This window comes from Pannonibacter carbonis, assembly GCF_003012935.1.
Classification (GTDB): Bacteria; Pseudomonadota; Alphaproteobacteria; order Rhizobiales; family Stappiaceae; genus Pannonibacter; species Pannonibacter carbonis.
The window spans coordinates 99,306-116,212 of sequence record NZ_PUDR01000001.1; the positions used below are offsets into that span (position 1 = coordinate 99,306).

The window sequence follows — 16,907 nt, forward strand, 5'->3', positions numbered from 1 at the left end:
AAGGCTCCTCAGGCGAACCGTAGTACCGGTTCACCCAGCGCCTCGAAGTCCGGCTCGATGCCCAGTCCCGGCCCGACCGGTGCAGTCATGGCCCCGTTCACCCGCTGCGGCGCCCCATGGGCAATACGATTCGTGCCGTAGGAGTTGAAGTCTGTCGCCGAGAAACAGAACTCCTCCGGCGTCGACTGGGCGAGATGGGCAATCGCCGCCGTCACGATATCCCCGCCCCAGGTGTCCTCGATCGTCATGGCGATGCCATGGGCAATGCACAGGTCCCGCATCTGCCGCGCCTTGGTCAGCCCGCCGACCTTGGAGATCTTCAGGTTGATGACATCCATCGCATCATCGCCGATGGCCCGGACCAGCATGTTCACGTCGGTGACATTCTCATCCAGCACGAACGGCCGTGCCGTCCGCCGGCGGATGGAGAGGCATTCCTCGTAGGTGAGGCAAGGCTGTTCGATGTAGACATCGAGATCGGCAACGCTTGCCGCCACCCGCGTTGCCTCATGCCGGTTCCAGCCGGTGTTGGCATCGGCAACGAGGATATCGGTCGGCTCCAGGATCGCCCGTGCGGCCCGGATGCGGGCAATGTCGTCGTTGGCGTCGCCGCCGACCTTGAGCTGGAACTTGGTGTAGCCCTCGGCGCGATAGCCGGCGATATTTTGCGCCATTTTGTCGGCAGACTGCTGCGAAATGGCGCGATAAAGCTGCACTTTCTCCTGCGCCACACCACCCAGAAGCTTCACCAGCGGCATGCCCGCGACCTTGCCCAGAATGTCCCAGCAGGCAATGTCGAGCGGCGCCTTCACGTAAGGATGACCATTGAGACTGGCGTCCATCGCGCGGTTGAAGGTGGCCAGATCCGTCGGGTCGAGCCCGATCAGCTTCGGCGCCAACTCCTCCAGTCCCGCCCGGACACCCTTCGCATAGGAGGGCAGATAGGCCGATCCGAGCGGGCAGCACTCGGCATAGCCGGTGATGCCGGCATCGGTGTCGATGGCCACAACGGTGGCGTCAAAAACCTCGACATAGTTGCCGTTGGACCAGGAATACCGGCCCTCCTTCAGCGGCAGATCCACCTGATAAGCGCGAATGGCTGTAATGCGCATGGGTCAGTCCCTCCGGATGAAAATGCCTTAAACCACAACGAAACCATGGGCATAAGGGTCGCGGTCGTCGATCATGATGGTGTTGTAGCCCGTCACCCGGGCCCAGCCGGCGATGGTCGGGATGATGCCGTCATGGCTCCCCACCTTGACCGCTTGCCTAACCCCACCCTCGAACATCGAGCCGATGATGCTCTCATGCACGAAGCTGTCGCCGACCTTCAGTTCACCCTTGCCGAACAGATGCGCCATCCGGGCGGACGTGCCTGTTCCACATGGGGAACGGTCGATCGCCTTGTCACCATAAAACACCGCATTGCGGGCATGGGCCTCAGGCTGCGTCGGCTTGCCGGTCCACTGGATATGCGACAGGCCCTTGATGTCCGGCTTTTCCGGATGCACGAACTGATACTTGGCATTGAGCGCCGCCCGGAGCTTCGGACTAAAGCCGATCAGCTCCCCGGCCGTGAAATCGCCCATGTCCCTGAAAACGGCCTGCGGCTCGACAATGGCGTAGAAATTGCCGCCATAGGCCACATCCACCGTCACCTCGCCCAGCCCCTCCACCTCGGCGGTAAGGCCCGTGGCATGCAGGTAGGACGGCACGTTGGTCAGGCGCACCTTCTCGACGAAACGGCCAACCTGCTCGTACTCGGCAATCACCAGTCCTGCCGGCGTGTCCAGCCGCACGACACCCGGCGTTTTTGGCCGGATCAGGCCATTTTCGATGGCAATCGTGATGGTACCGATAGTGCCATGGCCGCACATCGGCAGGCAGCCGGACGTCTCGATGAAGAGAATGCCGACATCGCAATCCTCCCGCGTCGGCGGGTAGAGGATCGAGCCCGACATCATGTCGTGGCCGCGCGGCTCGAACATCAGTCCGGTGCGGATCCAGTCGAATTCGGCCAGGAAATGCGCCCGCCGCTCCAGCATGGTCTTGCCGGAGAGCAGCGGTCCGCCGCCGGCCACCACACGCACCGGGTTGCCGCAGGTATGTCCGTCGATACAGGTAAAGGTGCTCACTGCCATGGCAGTCTCCAGAGGATCAGAACCGGTCAGGCCGGAACGGGCTGAGGTCGATGGGCGGCTGGCGCTCGAGCACCAGATCCGTGACAAGCCGCGCGGTGGCGGCCGATTGGGTGAGGCCAAGATGGCCGTGCCCGAAGGCGAGGATGACGTTGCGCGCCCGCGGACTGCGGCCGATCACCGGCAGGCTGTCGGGCATCGACGGGCGCGACCCCATCCACTCGACGCCGCCTTCGGTCCGGAGGCCCGGCATGAACCGCGCCGCCTTGGCCAGCATGTGCTGCGAGCGCCTGAAGTTCACGGGTGCTGAAAACCGCGCCAGTTCCGAGGCCCCGCCGACGCGGACGCCCTGTGCAAGCGGCGTCACCACGAAGCCATGCCCGCCGAAGATCAGCTGGCGCTTCAGATCGAAAGCCCCGGCCGGCAGGGTCGTGTTGTACCCACGCTCGGCGATCAGCGGCACGTCCGCGCCAAGGCTGGCGGCAAGGCCTTTGGACCAAGGCCCCGCCGCCAGCACCACGTGGCGGGCGGAAAGGGTCGCACCGCCCGTGAGCCGGACCTGTTGCAAGTCACCGCCGCCGGTGATCGCGATGACCTCGCCGCGATGAACCTTGACGCCGAGCGTTTCCGCAGCCCGGGCGACGGCCAGCGCGTAGTCGCGCGGATCGGTCACCGTCTTCCAGCCAGGCACGAAGGTTGCCCGGATGAACTGAAGCGACAGGCCGGGCTGCAGCTCGGCGAGCCCGCGCTGATCGAGATGCTCGAAGGCGATGCCATAGCGCTCCCGCCAGGCCCAGCCTTCCAGGGAGGCGCGGAATTCGCCATCACTTTCATAGAGTTGCAGCGACCCGTCGGCGCGCACGAAGGCACCCAGACCGGCTGCGGCAACGAGGCTGTCGCACTCCCGCGCCGCCAGCGTGTTGAGCGCGCCCTGTGCCGCCGCGCTGGCCTCCACCCGGTCCGGCAGGCTGGCGCGGAAGAAGCGCAGCAGCCAGGGCAGCAGGTAGATTGCTTCGCGCGGCGGGATCGCCAGCGGCCCCAGCGGATCGAGGAGCCACTTCGGCGCCTTGAACAGGATGCCGGGCGAGGCAAGCGGCAGGATGTCGGAAAAGGCGAAGGCCCCGGCATTGCCGCGGCTTGCCTCGTTGGCAATCTCACCCCGCTCCACCAGCACGACCTTCCGCCCGGCCTCTGCCAGACGGAAGGCGGCCGAGAGGCCGATGATGCCGCCGCCGACGATCACGACATCGGTTTCGATATGCTCCGCGGTCATGATCGCGGCTCCTCCCGTTTCCGCGTTCAGGGCTGGGTGTAGGCGGTCTTCACCGTGGTGTAGAACTCGGCCGCATAGCGGCCCTGTTCCCGCGGACCGAAGCTCGATCCCTTGGTGCCGCCGAACGGCACGTGATAGTCGACGCCCGCCGTCGGCAGGTTGACCATGACCATGCCCGCCTGCGCCTTCGCCTTGAAATCGCTCGCATATTTCAAGGAGGTGGTGCAGATGCCGGAAGACAGGCCGAACTCGCAGTCATTGGCGACTGCAAGCGCCTCGTCATAGTCCTTGACCCGGATCACGCTGGCGACCGGACCAAACACTTCCTCGCGGTTGATACGCATGCCGGGCGTCGTCTCCGTGATCAGCGCCGGCGCCATGTAGAAGCCGGGCTTCTCGCGGTTAAGCCGCTCGCCACCAAAGGCCACCTTGCCGCCCTCGCCCCTCGCAATGTCGACATAATCGAGATCCTGGGCGAGCTGGCGTTCGTCGACCACAGGGCCGATTTGCGTTGCCGGATCAAGCGCATCGCCGACAACCAGCTTCCTCAGCGCCTCGGTCATCCTGGCGACGAAGCGGTCGTGGATGCCCTCAGTGACGATGAGGCGGCTGGAGGCCGTGCAGCGCTGACCCGTGGAGAAGAAGGCCCCGTTGAGCGAGGCGGCGACCGCAATTTCGAGATCGGCGTCATCCAGAACCACCATCGGGTTCTTGCCGCCCATTTCGAGCTGCACCTTCTTGAGGTTCTCGGCGCAGGCACGCGCAATGCCCCGACCGGTCGGAACGGAGCCGGTGAAGGACACTGCCTTGACCTTCGGATGCGAGGTCAGAACCGGCCCGATGTCCGAGCCCTTGCCGCCGACCAGGTTGAAGGCACCCACTGGCAGACCAGACCGGGAGATGATCTCGGCCAACGCATGCGCCGAGCCCGGCACGAGTTCAGCCGGCTTCAGCACCACGGTGTTGCCATAGGCAAGCGCGGGCGCCACCTTCCAGGCGGGGATGGCGATGGGGAAATTCCACGGCGTGATCAGGGCGACGACGCCGACCGGCTCGCGGCGCACATCAACCGTCACGCCGGGGCGGACGGACGCCAGGACATCGCCTGTCTGGCGCAGCGCCTCACCAGCAAAGAACTTGAAGATCTGGCCGGCCCGCACCACCTCGCCAATGCCCTCGGCGAGGATCTTGCCTTCCTCACGCGACAGCAGCCGGCCCAGCTCCTCACGCCGTTCCAGGATCTCGGTGCCGATCCGGTCCAGGACATCAAAGCGCTGCTGCGGTGTGGAGGCCGCCCAAAGCGGTGCTGCGGCATGCGCCGCCTCGACCGCCGCGTCGGCCTCGGCGCGCGAGGCCCGGGCTGACGCGCCGATCACATCGCGGGTGTCCGACGGATTGATGTTGGGCGACTGGCTCGCGCCTTCGCTCCAGCTGCCAGCGATGAAATTCCTGAACTCCGTCATGGGACTGACCTGTCTATCCTGTTGGAACTGCTGATCCTGCCAGCCTATCCGTTTCGTTTGCGCCACGTCGAGCATCAAGCCTTGTGGCAGAGCGCCTTGACCAGCGAGGCTCCCCCCACCCCCGTCCCCTCCCCACGAGGGGGAGGGGGGCTCGAAGGCCTAGTGCTTACGACTGTTGCGCATGAACTCAGTGCCGACCGCTCCCCTCCCCCTCGTGGGGAGGGGGTGGGGGTGGGGGGCCATTGCTCCACACCTTGCTTACACGGCCGGCAGCGCCGGGCGGCAGGCGATGGCGTCGCGGATGATCTTCTCAACCTTCGCACGGCGCTCGCCCGACAGCGGCATGCGCGGCAGGCGGCAGCGGTCGTTGGAGCCCAGCGCGTGGACTTCGGCCAGCTTGATGTTCTGGACGAGATAGGTCGAAACATCGAGATCGAGCAGCGGACGGAACCAGCGGTAGATCGCCAGCGCCTCGGCCGTGCGGCCGGCCTGCATCAGCTTGTAGATCGCAACCGTCTCCTTCGGGAAGGCCACGACGAGGCCCGCAACCCAGCCATTGCAGCCGACAGCCAATGCTTCAAAGGCGAGGTTGTCGACGCCGGTGAAGACATCGAACCGGTCGCCGAAATGGGTCAGGATCTCGGTGGCGCGGCGGATGTCGTCGGAGGATTCCTTCACCGCCACGAAACGAGCGTCCTTGGCCAGTTCTTCCATGATCGGAACCGTGACATCGACCCGGTAGGCGACGCGGTTGGAATAGATCATCACCGGCAGGTCGCCGGCCTCTGCCACGGCTTTCAGGGTGGCAACCGTCTCAGCCGGATCGGTATGATAGATCGTGCTCGGCACCACCATGAAGCCATCGGCCCCGGCCTTTGCGGCCTTGCGTGCCAGATTGGCAGAATCGCGCGTTGCAGCTTCGGCGATGGTCATCAGCACCGGCTTGCCGCCAGCCACGCCCTGCGCGGTCTTGAGCACGGCCAGCCGCTCGTCCTGCGACAGCATCGAGCCTTCGCCCAGCGAGCCGCAGACGATGAGACCATCACAGCCTGCCTCCATCTGCAGCGCAAAGCAGCGCTCCATTTCGGCATGATCAAGCGTGTCGTCAGCGTTGAACTTGGTCGTGACGGCAGGGAAAACACCAGTCCACATGGATCTCTCGTCCTTGTCTTTCATAAGATTTTCAGGGATGGGGCACTGCGGCGATCACGCTCACAGCACGGATTTGAGGAAGTCGATGGTCTCGGGCTTCTTCGGGGCGCCGATCACCTCTTCCGGGGCGCCGATCTCGTGGATCAGCCCCTTGTGGAAGAAGGCGACGCGGTTCGACACTTCGCGTGCGAAGCGGATTTCATGGGTGACGACGATCATGGTCATGCCCTCGGCCGAGAGCATGCGCATCGTGTCCAGCACCTCGCCGACCAACTGCGGGTCAAGCGCGGAGGTGACCTCGTCGAACAGCATGTAGTCCGGCGACATGGCGAGCGCGCGGGCGATTGCCATGCGCTGCTGCTGGCCGCCGGACAGGCGCGAGGGCATCACCTTGAGCTTGTCGCCGAGCCCGACGTGAACGAGATGCTTCTCTGCGATCTCGTTCGCCTCGCGGGCCGACAGGCCGAGCACCTTGCGCGGTGCGAGCGTCACATTCTCCAGCACGTTGAGATGCGGGAAGGCGTTCCACTGCTGGAACACGATGCCGATCTTGCGCCGCAGCTTGTTGAGGTCGGTGCCCTTGGCATGGACATCGATGCCATCAACGCGGATGTGGCCCTTCTGGATCGGTTCCAGACCGTTGATGCACTGAAGCAAGGTCGACTTGCCGGAGCCCGATCCGCCGATGATGGAGACGACCTCGCCCTTCTCCACCTGCATGGTGACGCCCTTGATGACCTCGAGCGAACCATAGGACTTGTGTACGTTTTCGATCTCGATCATTGGTCTGCCTTCAGGCTGTCGTCGGCCCAGCGCCGCTCCAGCAGCGCGCCGAGACGGGAGACGGGGAAGCTGATCACGAAGTAGATCAGGCCGGCAATCGCGAGCACCAGCAGCGGCTCCTGGATGCGGGTGATGACGATCTGGGACGAGCGCAGCAGTTCCGCGATGCCGATCCACATCACCAGCGCGGTGTCCTTCATCACGCCGAGCGTCAGGCCGATCCAGGCCGGCAGCGAAACGCGCAGGGCCATGGGGGCGACGATGCTGGTCAGGTCCTGCCAGTAGGTCATGCCCAGCGAGCGGGCGGCACGGCGGGTGGTTGCAGGCACGGCCAGGATGCCGCCGCGCACGATCTCCGTGCAGTAGGCCGCCGTGTAGAGGCCAAGGACAACAGCGCCGACCACGAAGGGCGACCAGGACAGCCCAAGGATGCTCTTGCCGGAATTGACCAGCACCAGCTGGATCAGGAGAGGCACCGAGCGCAGCACATCCAGCACCGCGCCGATGGGGACATTCACCCAGCCGGGCAGCGACGCCCGGGCCCAGCCGAAGACGACACCCAGCACCGTGCCGATGGCAACCGCCACCACCGTCAGCTGAATGGTGAGCCAGGCCCCCTTTAGGAGAAACATCAGGTCGTTGGACGAGAAAGCAGTGTCAAACATGGTCCGCCTCCTCAGGTCCGGAACAGGCGCCAGCCGATGAGCCGGGCCGCAAGGATGGTGAGCTTGGCCATGGCGTAGTAGAGCACGGCGGCCAGGGCGAAGAATTCGAAGGTTCGGAACGTGCGGGCATTGAGTTCCTGCGTCACGCCGGTCAGGTCCGAGGTCATGCCGACAATCACGCCGAGCGACGACATCAGGATCGACCAGACCATCTGGTTCGTCATCGGATAGAAGACGATCCGGAACATCTGCGGCAGCACCACATGCACCGACGTTTGCAGGGCACTGAGGCCGAGCGAGCGCGCCGCGCGGGTCTGGCTCGGCGGGATTGCCTGTAGGCCACCGCGGAAGGTTTCAGCCAGATAGCCCGCGTTGTTGAAAGCAATGCCCGCCAGGAGCGCCATGAAGGGGTCGAGCCTCAGGCCGAAGGACCCGAGCCCGAAGTAGAAGAAGTAGATCTGGAACAGCGCCGGCGTGTTGCGGGCGGTCTCGACCCAGGCAGCAGCGGACGTGCGCAAGACGCGGTTGGAAGACAGTCGGCCATAGGCAAGAAGAACACCGATGGCAACGCCGATCACCATGGCAAGGCTTGCGACCTGCAGCGTCACCAGCGCCCCGTCCAGCATCTCGGGCAGCCGCCGCAGCGCCTGGTTCCAGTGGAAGGTATAATTCATTGCATCCCCCTGAGGATCCGGCTGTCGCCGGACCGATCGACACCGTCAGTCAGGCCATGGCCGGACCGCCGGGTGCGGGCGATGCGGCCTGCCGGTGGGAGGCAGGCCGCAGGGATCAGATGTGTCGCCTCAGCGATAGACGCCCGGGACAGTCAGATCCGGAACCGGACCACCAACCCACTTGCCCCACAGCTCGGCATAGCGGCCGGAGCGGACCTGACGGTTGACGAAGAGATTGAGGTAGTTGATGAGGCCGAAGTCTTCGCGCAGGGTGATCAGCGCCGTGAAATCCGTCTCATAAGGCGCTTCATCGACGATCTTGAAGCCGGCATAGTTGCCCGACTTGACAGCATCAGAGGCGACCGTGGAGGTCACGACCGTGGCCTCGATATGGCCCTGGTCGAGCGCCAGGAACACGTCCGCCTGGTTCTGGTAGGACTGGAACTTGCCGGCCGGGTCAGCCCACTTCTTCATGTCCGCTTCCAGGGCCAGCGCCTCGAAGGTGGACGAGGTCGAACCGACGCGGCGGTTCTTCAGGTCTTCGTAGGCGTTGATGCCCGAGCCTTCCTTCGTCAGCACCACCATGTTGTAGGCGACATACGGGATGGAGAACCCGACAGTCTTGGCGCGTTCCAGCGTGTCGGAGGTGGAGGCCACGCCGATATCCGCACGGCCGGAGATCAGCGCCGGAATGCGGTCAGGGAACGGCGTTTCGACAATCTCGGCGTCCACACCGAGCGCTGCCGCGAGATCGCGGCAATAGTCAACGTCAAAGCCGACCGGCTCGTTGTTGGCATCGCGCATGCCGATCGGCGGGAAGTCCAAAGTGACGGCGCAGCGCAGCTTTCCGGACGCGATGATGTCATCCAGGCGGTCGGCCTGCGCCGGCACGGCGAGCATGGCGAACGCGGCACCGGCCGCAAACAGCTTCAAAATCTTCATCTCAACTCCTCCCAGAGTTCTCGTTCCGCCGGCCTCCCTGCCGGAGTGACTCGACTATGCAGATATTGGATCCAATTTACAATATGAAATTATCAGATGGCACAAACACCCGCGAATATGCTAGGTGAGCGATGAGGGAGACTGATGCCGTGAAGCTGCAACCCGTTGATATCTCGAAGACCGCTTCGGTCGCCGACATCGTGTTCGAGGCCCTGCGCAAGGCCATCATCGAGGGCGACCTCAAGGATGGCGAACCCTTGCGCCAGGACGAGATCGCACGCCTTTTCAACACCAGCCGCATCCCCGTCCGCGAGGCCATCACCATGCTGGAGCAGCAGGGGCTGGTGACGACGCAGCGTTACAAGGGCGCGGTCGTCGCCTCGATTGCGCCGGATGAAGTGGCCGAGATTTTCGATTTCCGGGCACTGGTCGAGGGTACGGTCATCAAGGCCGCTGTCGAACGGATGAGTGACGAGTCTCGGCGTATGGCGCGTCAGTGCCACGAGGCCTTCTCGTCCTCAACAGACCCAATGTCCTGGGGCGATCTCAACCGCCAGTTCCATTACACGCTGTATCAGGACAGCGGGCTGCCCTATCACCTCGGCATCGTCAACAACGCGCTCGACCGCATCGACCGCTACCTGCGCGCCCAGCTGATGCTGTCAAATGGCCGCGCCCGGGCCCATGACGAGCATCTAGGGATTCTCGAAGCCTGCGAGGCCGGCAAAGCGGATCTCGCCGCCGATCTCACACGCCGCCACATTCTCGGTGCCAAGACCTCGTTGCTGGATCATCTGAAACGGAAGTAGGCCGAGGAGTTACGCTGGAACACTCAGTTCCTTCGCAACTCCTGCGAATGATCCGGAAGTTCGTTCTTGCCCGGCGTCGCAAGGCAGATTAATCGGTACTCCATGGTCAGAATTCGGCGCCCGCATTTACAGCTCGTCGTGATGGTGCTCGCCGCACTGTCCTTCGTGCTGCTGGGCGCGGCGCACCGCATGCCATCCGGCATGGCTCAGGCTTCCGCCTATCAGGATGTCGATCTTTCGGCCTACATATTGCCCGATGGCACCCTGCCGGATCTCTGCAATCCCTCGGCGATGGACGAAGACGGCAAGAGCGGCCCGGGCTGCCCGGCCTGCATGCTTGCCAAGACGCTCGGCCTTGCAACCCCGCCTGCCCTGCCGAACCTGACCCCCGGCTTTGCCATCATCGATGCTCCGGTCCACTCGGACCCGAACAGTGATGGCCATTCTCCGCGTGCGCCTCCGGCGCGCGGCCCTCCGCAGCTCCGTATCGCCTGACATCGCCCCGCGCCTGACGCCGGAGCGATGATGCCTGTCCTTTAGTGACAGCGCAGATACGGTTGCGGAAGACGTCAATCTTCTCTCGGCCCTTTTTCCTGAACAGGCCTACGCGCCCATCCCAGGCGAAATCTGCGCTGCCTCTGACCGAAGGCCAGTCGATTCCGTGGCAAATCCTTGCCGCGCGGAACGGGTGTCCGGATGCCAGGCTGACGCCGGAGCGCCCTCGTTTTCAGCCTTTTATGCGGCCATGCATCCTGCAGGCCGCTCATCTAGGAAACTGACCCATGAAGAAGTTTGTCGTTGCCGCTGCCATGGTAGCCGTCTCCGCCACCGGCGCCCTTGCCCATGCAACCTTCGAGAACAAGGAAGTCGCCCAGAACACGACGGCCAAGATGGTGCTGCGCGTGCCGCACGGCTGCGAAGGAGAGGCGACCAACGTCGTCCGCGTCCAGATCCCGGAAGGCATCATCGCCGTCAAGCCGATGCCGAAGGCTGGCTGGAAGCTCGAAACCGTGACCGGAGCTTATGCCAACACCTATGAAAACCACGGCGCCAAGGTCACCGAAGGCGTGAAGGAGATCATCTGGTCGGGCGGCGAGCTGCTGGACGAGCACTATGACGAATTCGTCTTCCGCGGCCGGTTTACCGATAAACTGGAGGCCGACAAGGTGCTCTACATTCCGGCAGTGCAGGAATGTGCCACCAAGGCAGAGCGCTGGATCGAAATTCCGGCTGAGGGCCAGGACGCCAACAAGCTCGACATGCCGGCTCCCGGCGTGAAGATCATCAAGGGCAAGCCGGCTCACTGAGCCTGCCCCTGAAGGATCGACCAGAGGCTCCCCGGAGAGACCGGGGAGCCTGAGCTTGATGACAAACCTCAACCTTACCGAAGTCATCCCGGCCAAGCGTAGCGCCGAGCCGGGACCGGGAAGTCGAGGTCTCGACATGTCAATGAATTCCCTCCGGAGAGACCTAGGCTTTCCGGTCCCGGATCTCCGCTTCGCTGCGTCTGGGATGACGATGGAGGGTTTGTCAGCAGTCTGAGGCCCCCCGGAGAGACTGGGGAGCTTCAACCGAATTCCCTTCGCGCAATCCGGACCGTCCTATGCTTGCCCGCCTGCTCCTGCTTCTCGCTGTAGTCTTCATGCCAGCCGTGGCCCTGGCGCATGCGCAATTGCAGACCGCGAGCCCGCAGGAGGCAAGCCTCGTCGCCGAGATGCCGGCCGAGCTGATGCTGGTCTTCAACGAACCGGTTTCGCCGCTTCGCATTCTCTGGATCACTCCGGACGGACAACAGATCGATGCCGAGGCGACCAGCGCCAACACCCGCCTGACAATCCCGGTGCCCTCGACGGCAAGAGCGCTTGAAGGCACACATCTCGTCAGCTGGCGTGTCGTATCGGCGGATGGACATCCCGTCGCTGGCACCTTGCATTTTTCATTCGGCAGTGAAAGCCAGGCAGCCCAAACCGCCGCGTCTGGCACCAATGCCAGCTCTGCCGCAGTTGTCGCGGCCCGCGCTGTCCTCAATCTCACCCTGGCCTTCGGCACCGCCAGTCTGTTTGGCGCGGCCTTGCTGCGGCAGGACAAGCGTAGCTTGGCCGGGGTCTGTGCGTGGCTGACGCTGCCCGCGGCAATCGGCCTTGTCGCCGCCTACGGACTGGACCTGACGGGACGTCCCGTCAGCTCTCTGGTCGACTTCGCTCTGTGGCAAACCGCCCTGTCAACGCCACTCGCATTGACTGCATTCGTCGCTGCAGCCTCGGCTGTGCTGGCAGTCGCAAGCGGCACGTCGTTGCCGGGGACCACACTGGCCCTCGCTCTTGCCGGACTGAGCTTTGCCCTGTCAGGCCATGCCGCTGGCGCTGACCCGCGCGCGCTCATGGCTCCCGCCATGGCCCTGCATGCGATGATCGCCCTGTTCTGGGCCGGAACCCTGCCGGTGCTGCTGTACCGTGCGCTGAACGGAACGCTGTCGGCCGCCGAACTCACCCGCTACTCCCGCCTCGCACTCCCGCTGATCGTCGTCCTCCTGGCGACCGGCGTGGTTATGGCGGCGGTCCAGCTTGGGGGGCCAGAGCGGCTCTTCGGTTCGAGTTACGGAACGTTGTTAATGGTGAAGCTTGGCCTGGTGGCAGGCCTTCTCGTCCTCGCGCTCGTCAATCGCATCCGCCTGACGCCCCGCCTCGCCGCAGCATCGCCCGCGCTGCAACTGGCGGCGAGGCGTCATCTCCGCCTGACCCTTGGCGCAGAGATCTTGCTGATCGTTGCCATTCTCGTTCTGGTCGCCGGGTTCCGCCTGACGCCGCCGCCGCGTGCTCTCGCCTCCCCGGCTCCAGCCGCTGTGAGCCTGCATCTGCATGGAGCCGCCGCAATGGCGGATGTTCGCCTCTCCCGGCAGGACGATGGCTTGCTTGCCCTGTCTGTCGTGCTGATGGATGCAGACGGCGCGCCCTTGCTCCCGAAGGACCTGACCGGGTCCCTCTCCAATCCGGAGGCCGGAATTGCCGGGCTGAAACTGTCGCTCGCCCGACAGGCCGAGGGAACCTATGTGTCGCAGCCGGTCGCACTGCCGTTGACTGAGGGCTGGGTATTGCGGCTCGACGTTCTCATCAACGACTTCAAGGTGCAGAAACTCGTGGAACCATTGCCCGCGCTGCCCTGATCACTCACCTCATGACGGCGGGTCCTTCAGGCGGAGGGAGGGCCGTCCGGCTCGGCCAGGGACTTCTTGCGGGCATTGCGTCCAATCGTATAGGACGCGGCTCCGAGGACCAGAACGGCGCCGATCACGGTGGTCAGGCTCGGCACCTCGGCGTAGATCCACCAACCAAGACCGGCCATGATGATCAGCCGCAGGTAATGCAGCGGTGCGATGGCCGCCGTATCGCCAAGACGCAGGGCAGAGGTGAAGAGCCAGTTGCCGGCGGCAAAGATCAGCGCCATGCCAATCAGAAGCACCGCATCTTCCTGCGTCGGCGTCACCCAGACCATTGCGGCAACCGGACTGACCAGCGCGATGACCACCACGGCCTGCCAGAACAGCACCGTCGTGGTCCGGTCATAGGCAGAACCAAGTCGAACAGCGATCATCCCCGCCCCGCCAGCAACCGCCCCCACAAGGGCCACCAGGGCATAGGGTTCGAAGCCGCCACCGAAGGGCTTGGTCATGATCACAACACCGACAAAACCGACGGCCGTTGCTGTCCAGCGGCGCCAGCCGACATGCTCCTTCAGCACCAATGCCGCCAAAGCCGTGGCAATCAGCACCTCGCTCATCTGGATCGCCGTCGCATCGGCAAAGGAAATGTAGAGGATCGAGGTCAGGCCGCAGGCCATCGCGATCACGGCCAGAATGCCTCGGGTGAGATGCAGCCGAAACCCGCGCGGTCTCAGGATGAAAGCCCGGTCACGCCAGAACCACGGCGTCATCAGCAGCATGGCCACCGCCTGCCGGATCAGGATGACCTGCAGCACGTGGATCGTGTCGCCGATCTCGCGCATGAACACGGCCATCATCGAGAAGACGAAGAACGCCAGGATCATTAGACCGGAAGCAACGAGGTTCGGGCTCAGCCCAGCGAGCCCGCGGCGATCACCGTTCTCGGACGGATTCGGAACAACGGTCATAGTATCGCCTCTCAGGGCTTGGTCAGGGGCATTCGGGCGTCATGGGCTGTCATGGCATCGTCACGGGACTGACGGGCCTGTGTCGCAGGGTGGGGATAGAAACCAGCCAGCACAGACATCCGGATGACTATCATGCCCCATGTGACATTTACCCTGACAGAGCCCGCGAATTCCGCAAGTCACTTGCTGTTTGGCATCCCGTTCGACACGCCCGAACAGACAGTGCAGGCCATCCGGGTAAACCGGGGAAAGAACCTCGGACTTGTCCGCGCCCGCAACAGCGGCCAGATGGCGCTGCTGATTGCACCGGACGACGGGGCAGCCGAAGTCGAAGTGCAGTTTTCGGATGAGGCCTCGGCGTTTCCGCAGTGGCTATTCACATCAACCGGCGGGGCGCATGAAACACCCTCACAGGACCTCGCAGCCCTCATGCGCACCCTGCTAGCCGCCGATGCAACACCCGCCGAACACGTCTCGGCCATTGTCCGCCATGTCGACGAACGGTTCGAATATGGTGTCCGCGACATTGGCCTTGCCGATGACACCGACGCCATGCCCGCCCTTGCCTGCGACACGCATCTGGGCACCTGCGTCGACACGCACAGCTATGCTGTTGCCGCGATGCGCGCCGGCGGGATCGAAGCGGCCTATGTCAGCGGCATCTTCTTCCCCGAAGGCGCGGATGTTTCCGCGCCGGGCCACTGCTGGTTCGTGGTCAATGCCGCCAGCGCACCGCATCACTGGGACATCTCGCATCATCTGAAACATGGCCTTGGACCGACCACGCCCGCCTACAACCCGAAGCCAGGCACCCGTTTCGCGCTGACAGCTGGCAGGGACCTGGTGTTTTCCCTTCCGGAGCATGATGTGACTGCCACCATTCTCAAGGGCTTTGTCGATGCCAGCCGCGCCGAGGGCCATTTCCTGCAGACCAGCGCCCGGCTTACCTGAGCACGCCGGGCAGCCACAGGGTGATCTGCGGGAAGATGACCACGAACAGCAGCGCTGCGACCTGGATCACGACGAAGGGGATGACGCCACGATAGATCATGCCGATGGTCACGCCCTTCGGCGCGATCCCGCGCAGGTAGAACAGGGCATAGCCGAAAGGCGGCGTCAGGAACGAGGTCTGCAGGTTTACCGCCAGGGCAATGGCGAACCAGATCATCATCTGCTCTTTCGGCAGGCCGAAATCGAGGCCCATGACGACCGGCGCGACAATCGGCACCACGACCAGCGTGATTTCCACCCAGTCGAGGAAGAACCCGAGCAGGAACACCAGCGCCATGATCACGAACAGCACCACGTAGGGGCTGGTGCCGAGACTGGAGAACATGTCAAGGATCAGCGTGTCGCCGCCGAGCTTCCGGAACACCACGCTGAAAACCGTCGCGCCCATCATCACGAAGATGATCATGGCCGTGGTTTTCGTCGTATCGAGCAGAGCTGAACGCAAAACCCCGAGACTGAGACCGCCGGAGGTGATCGCAAGAATCGTGGCGCCAACCGCACCGATGGCCGCTGATTCCGTTGGCGTCGCAATTCCCGCAACGATCGTGCCGAGAACAGCGATGATGAGCAGCGCGGGTGCGAGCAGATCCTTGGCCAGCGTACCGAAGGCCTGCCAGAATGGTTGCGCCTCGCCGGTCTCGGCCGCCGGCATGCGGTGCGGCTGGAAGATCGCGACCCCCACAAGATAGAGAACATAGAGCAGGCCGAGCAGCAGGCCGGGACCGACCGCGCCCATGAAGAGTTCGCCCACCGAGACACGCAACTGGTCACCCAGCACGATCAGCATGATGCTCGGCGGCACCAGGATCCCCAGTGTACCGCTGGCCGCAATCAGGCCGCAGGAGAGCTTCGGATCATAGCGGTTGGCCAGCATGGTTGGCAGCGCCATCATGCCCATCAGCACCACCGACGCTCCGATGATGCCCGTGGAGGCCGCCATGACAATGCCAATGATAGCAACGGCAAAGGCATAGCCGCCCGGCACGCCGCGGAACACGCCGGCCAGCGATTTCAGCAGCCGCTCGGCAACGCCGGAACGCTCCAGCATCAGCCCCATGAAGACGAAGAGCGGGATCGCGATCAGCAGCCAGTTGGTCAGGATACCGGAGTAGATCCGCGAGACCGAGGTGGACAGAAACAAAAAGGGGACGTTCGCAGCCACTGCAAACAGGATCCCGATCCCGGCCAGGACGAAGGCAACCGGATAGCCGACGAAGATGCCGGCCACGAGACCGGCCAGCATGAACAGCGGCCAGATCACTTCGGAGGTCATTCCATCTCTCCTGATTGCGTCCGGCGACGCAAGAGCGCCCCGAGTGTGGCAACGATACGCGCCAGGGCCGCCAGCCCAAGCAGGAGGAAAGCCAGCGGTATGCAGGCCTTGACGATCCAGTAGTCGCGCAGGCCGCCGTAAGTCGAGGCTTCACCGGTGTTGAACGAGGTCATCGCGAACCTCGTACCGAACCACACCACCACGGCGCAGAACGGCAACAGGAACAGAATGTCTCCGACAAGATCGACCCACGCCCGCGTCCGGCTGGAAAAGCGCGCTGACAGAAAGTCGACATTCACATGCACCCGGTCCTTGTAGGCCAGAACGCCGCCGAAGAGCACGATCAGGGCAAAGGCGGACCATTGCAGGTCCAGCAGGGTATTCGACGTGATGCCCGTCCCAAGGAGCGGCACTGTCGTCTGCCATTCCGCCAGCCGGTTCAGCCCGAGCTGGGCGGCGATCACCCCAAGACAGACAAAGAGAATTAGCGGCAGCAAAAGCCAGCCGATGACGCGTCCCGGCCAGACGGCAACGGCGGTCATGGCCTGCAAAAGGCGTGACATGGCAAGGATCCCCGCAGGAGAGGAAAGGCGGCA

17 protein-coding genes are annotated in these 16,907 nt (G+C 64.0%); 5 read left to right on the top strand and 12 right to left on the bottom strand.

The genetic code is table 11. The features are described from left to right. Positions 1 to 8: 8 nt before the first annotated feature. The 9 genes from C8348_RS00480 to C8348_RS00520 form a co-directional block, all read right to left on the bottom strand. A complete protein-coding gene (locus C8348_RS00480) occupies positions 9 to 1,112 on the bottom strand; it encodes a cis-3-hydroxy-L-proline dehydratase (RefSeq protein ID WP_106751305.1) in 1,104 nt (367 codons plus the stop codon). A gap of 27 nt (positions 1,113 to 1,139) precedes the next feature. After that, a complete protein-coding gene (locus tag C8348_RS00485) occupies positions 1,140 to 2,141 on the bottom strand; it encodes a 4-hydroxyproline epimerase (protein ID WP_106751306.1) in 1,002 nt (333 codons plus the stop codon). 16 nt (positions 2,142 to 2,157) lie between these two features. After that, on the bottom strand, positions 2,158 to 3,411 hold the full coding sequence (locus tag C8348_RS00490; protein ID WP_106751307.1) for an NAD(P)/FAD-dependent oxidoreductase: 1,254 nt from the start codon (positions 3,409 to 3,411) through the stop codon (positions 2,158 to 2,160). 26 nt (positions 3,412 to 3,437) lie between these two features. After that, the gene (locus C8348_RS00495) at positions 3,438 to 4,874 is read right to left on the bottom strand and encodes an aldehyde dehydrogenase family protein (RefSeq protein ID WP_106751308.1); all 1,437 of its coding nucleotides are present in this window, start codon (positions 4,872 to 4,874) and stop codon (positions 3,438 to 3,440) included. A gap of 258 nt (positions 4,875 to 5,132) precedes the next feature. Next, complete coding sequence (locus tag C8348_RS00500; RefSeq protein ID WP_106751638.1) at positions 5,133 to 6,026, bottom strand: dihydrodipicolinate synthase family protein; 894 nt, start codon at positions 6,024 to 6,026, stop codon at positions 5,133 to 5,135. A 60-nt stretch (positions 6,027 to 6,086) separates the two neighbouring features. Further along, entirely contained in the window at positions 6,087 to 6,809 is a 723-nt protein-coding gene (locus tag C8348_RS00505; protein ID WP_106751309.1) for an amino acid ABC transporter ATP-binding protein, read from the bottom strand. Further along, positions 6,806 to 7,474 (bottom strand): amino acid ABC transporter permease, encoded by a 669-nt coding sequence (locus C8348_RS00510; protein ID WP_106751310.1) that lies wholly within the window; start codon positions 7,472 to 7,474, stop codon positions 6,806 to 6,808. Before C8348_RS00510 ends, C8348_RS00505 begins: the two co-directional genes overlap by 4 nt. Positions 7,475 to 7,485: 11 nt before the next feature. Further along, positions 7,486 to 8,148: an amino acid ABC transporter permease gene (locus C8348_RS00515; protein ID WP_106751311.1), complete on the bottom strand. Its 663-nt coding sequence runs from the start codon at positions 8,146 to 8,148 to the stop codon at positions 7,486 to 7,488. 129 nt (positions 8,149 to 8,277) lie between these two features. Next, positions 8,278 to 9,090 carry an ABC transporter substrate-binding protein gene (locus C8348_RS00520; protein WP_106751312.1) on the bottom strand — a complete coding sequence of 271 codons (813 nt, stop codon included), beginning with the start codon at positions 9,088 to 9,090 and terminating at the stop codon, positions 8,278 to 8,280. 149 nt (positions 9,091 to 9,239) lie between these two features. Between C8348_RS00520 and C8348_RS00525 the strand changes: the two genes are divergently transcribed. From C8348_RS00525 to C8348_RS00540, 4 genes are all read left to right on the top strand, one after another. Further along, positions 9,240 to 9,899: a GntR family transcriptional regulator gene (locus tag C8348_RS00525; protein WP_106751313.1), complete on the top strand. Its 660-nt coding sequence runs from the start codon at positions 9,240 to 9,242 to the stop codon at positions 9,897 to 9,899. A gap of 102 nt (positions 9,900 to 10,001) precedes the next feature. Continuing rightward, a complete protein-coding gene (locus tag C8348_RS00530; protein WP_157950332.1) occupies positions 10,002 to 10,394 on the top strand; it encodes a hypothetical protein in 393 nt (130 codons plus the stop codon). Between the two features lie 287 nt (positions 10,395 to 10,681). After that, positions 10,682 to 11,206 (top strand): YcnI family copper-binding membrane protein, encoded by a 525-nt coding sequence (locus tag C8348_RS00535; protein WP_106751315.1) that lies wholly within the window; start codon positions 10,682 to 10,684, stop codon positions 11,204 to 11,206. 296 nt (positions 11,207 to 11,502) lie between these two features. Beyond that, on the top strand, positions 11,503 to 13,062 hold the full coding sequence (locus C8348_RS00540; RefSeq protein WP_106751316.1) for a copper resistance CopC/CopD family protein: 1,560 nt from the start codon (positions 11,503 to 11,505) through the stop codon (positions 13,060 to 13,062). Between the two features lie 26 nt (positions 13,063 to 13,088). Here C8348_RS00540 and C8348_RS00545 read toward each other — a convergent pair whose 3' ends face one another. After that, on the bottom strand, positions 13,089 to 14,027 hold the full coding sequence (locus C8348_RS00545) for a DMT family transporter (RefSeq protein WP_106751317.1): 939 nt from the start codon (positions 14,025 to 14,027) through the stop codon (positions 13,089 to 13,091). 132 nt (positions 14,028 to 14,159) lie between these two features. Here C8348_RS00545 and C8348_RS00550 point away from each other — a divergent pair, with 132 nt between their 5' ends. Beyond that, positions 14,160 to 14,978: a transglutaminase-like domain-containing protein gene (locus tag C8348_RS00550; protein ID WP_157950334.1), complete on the top strand. Its 819-nt coding sequence runs from the start codon at positions 14,160 to 14,162 to the stop codon at positions 14,976 to 14,978. Here the strand turns inward: C8348_RS00550 and C8348_RS00555 are convergent. Next, a complete protein-coding gene (locus C8348_RS00555) occupies positions 14,971 to 16,311 on the bottom strand; it encodes a TRAP transporter large permease (RefSeq protein ID WP_106751319.1) in 1,341 nt (446 codons plus the stop codon). The two genes, C8348_RS00550 and C8348_RS00555, sit on opposite strands and share 8 nt — an antisense overlap. Continuing rightward, complete coding sequence (locus tag C8348_RS00560) at positions 16,308 to 16,874, bottom strand: TRAP transporter small permease subunit (RefSeq protein WP_106751320.1); 567 nt, start codon at positions 16,872 to 16,874, stop codon at positions 16,308 to 16,310. Before C8348_RS00560 ends, C8348_RS00555 begins: the two co-directional genes overlap by 4 nt. Between the last annotated feature and the right edge of the window lie 33 nt (positions 16,875 to 16,907).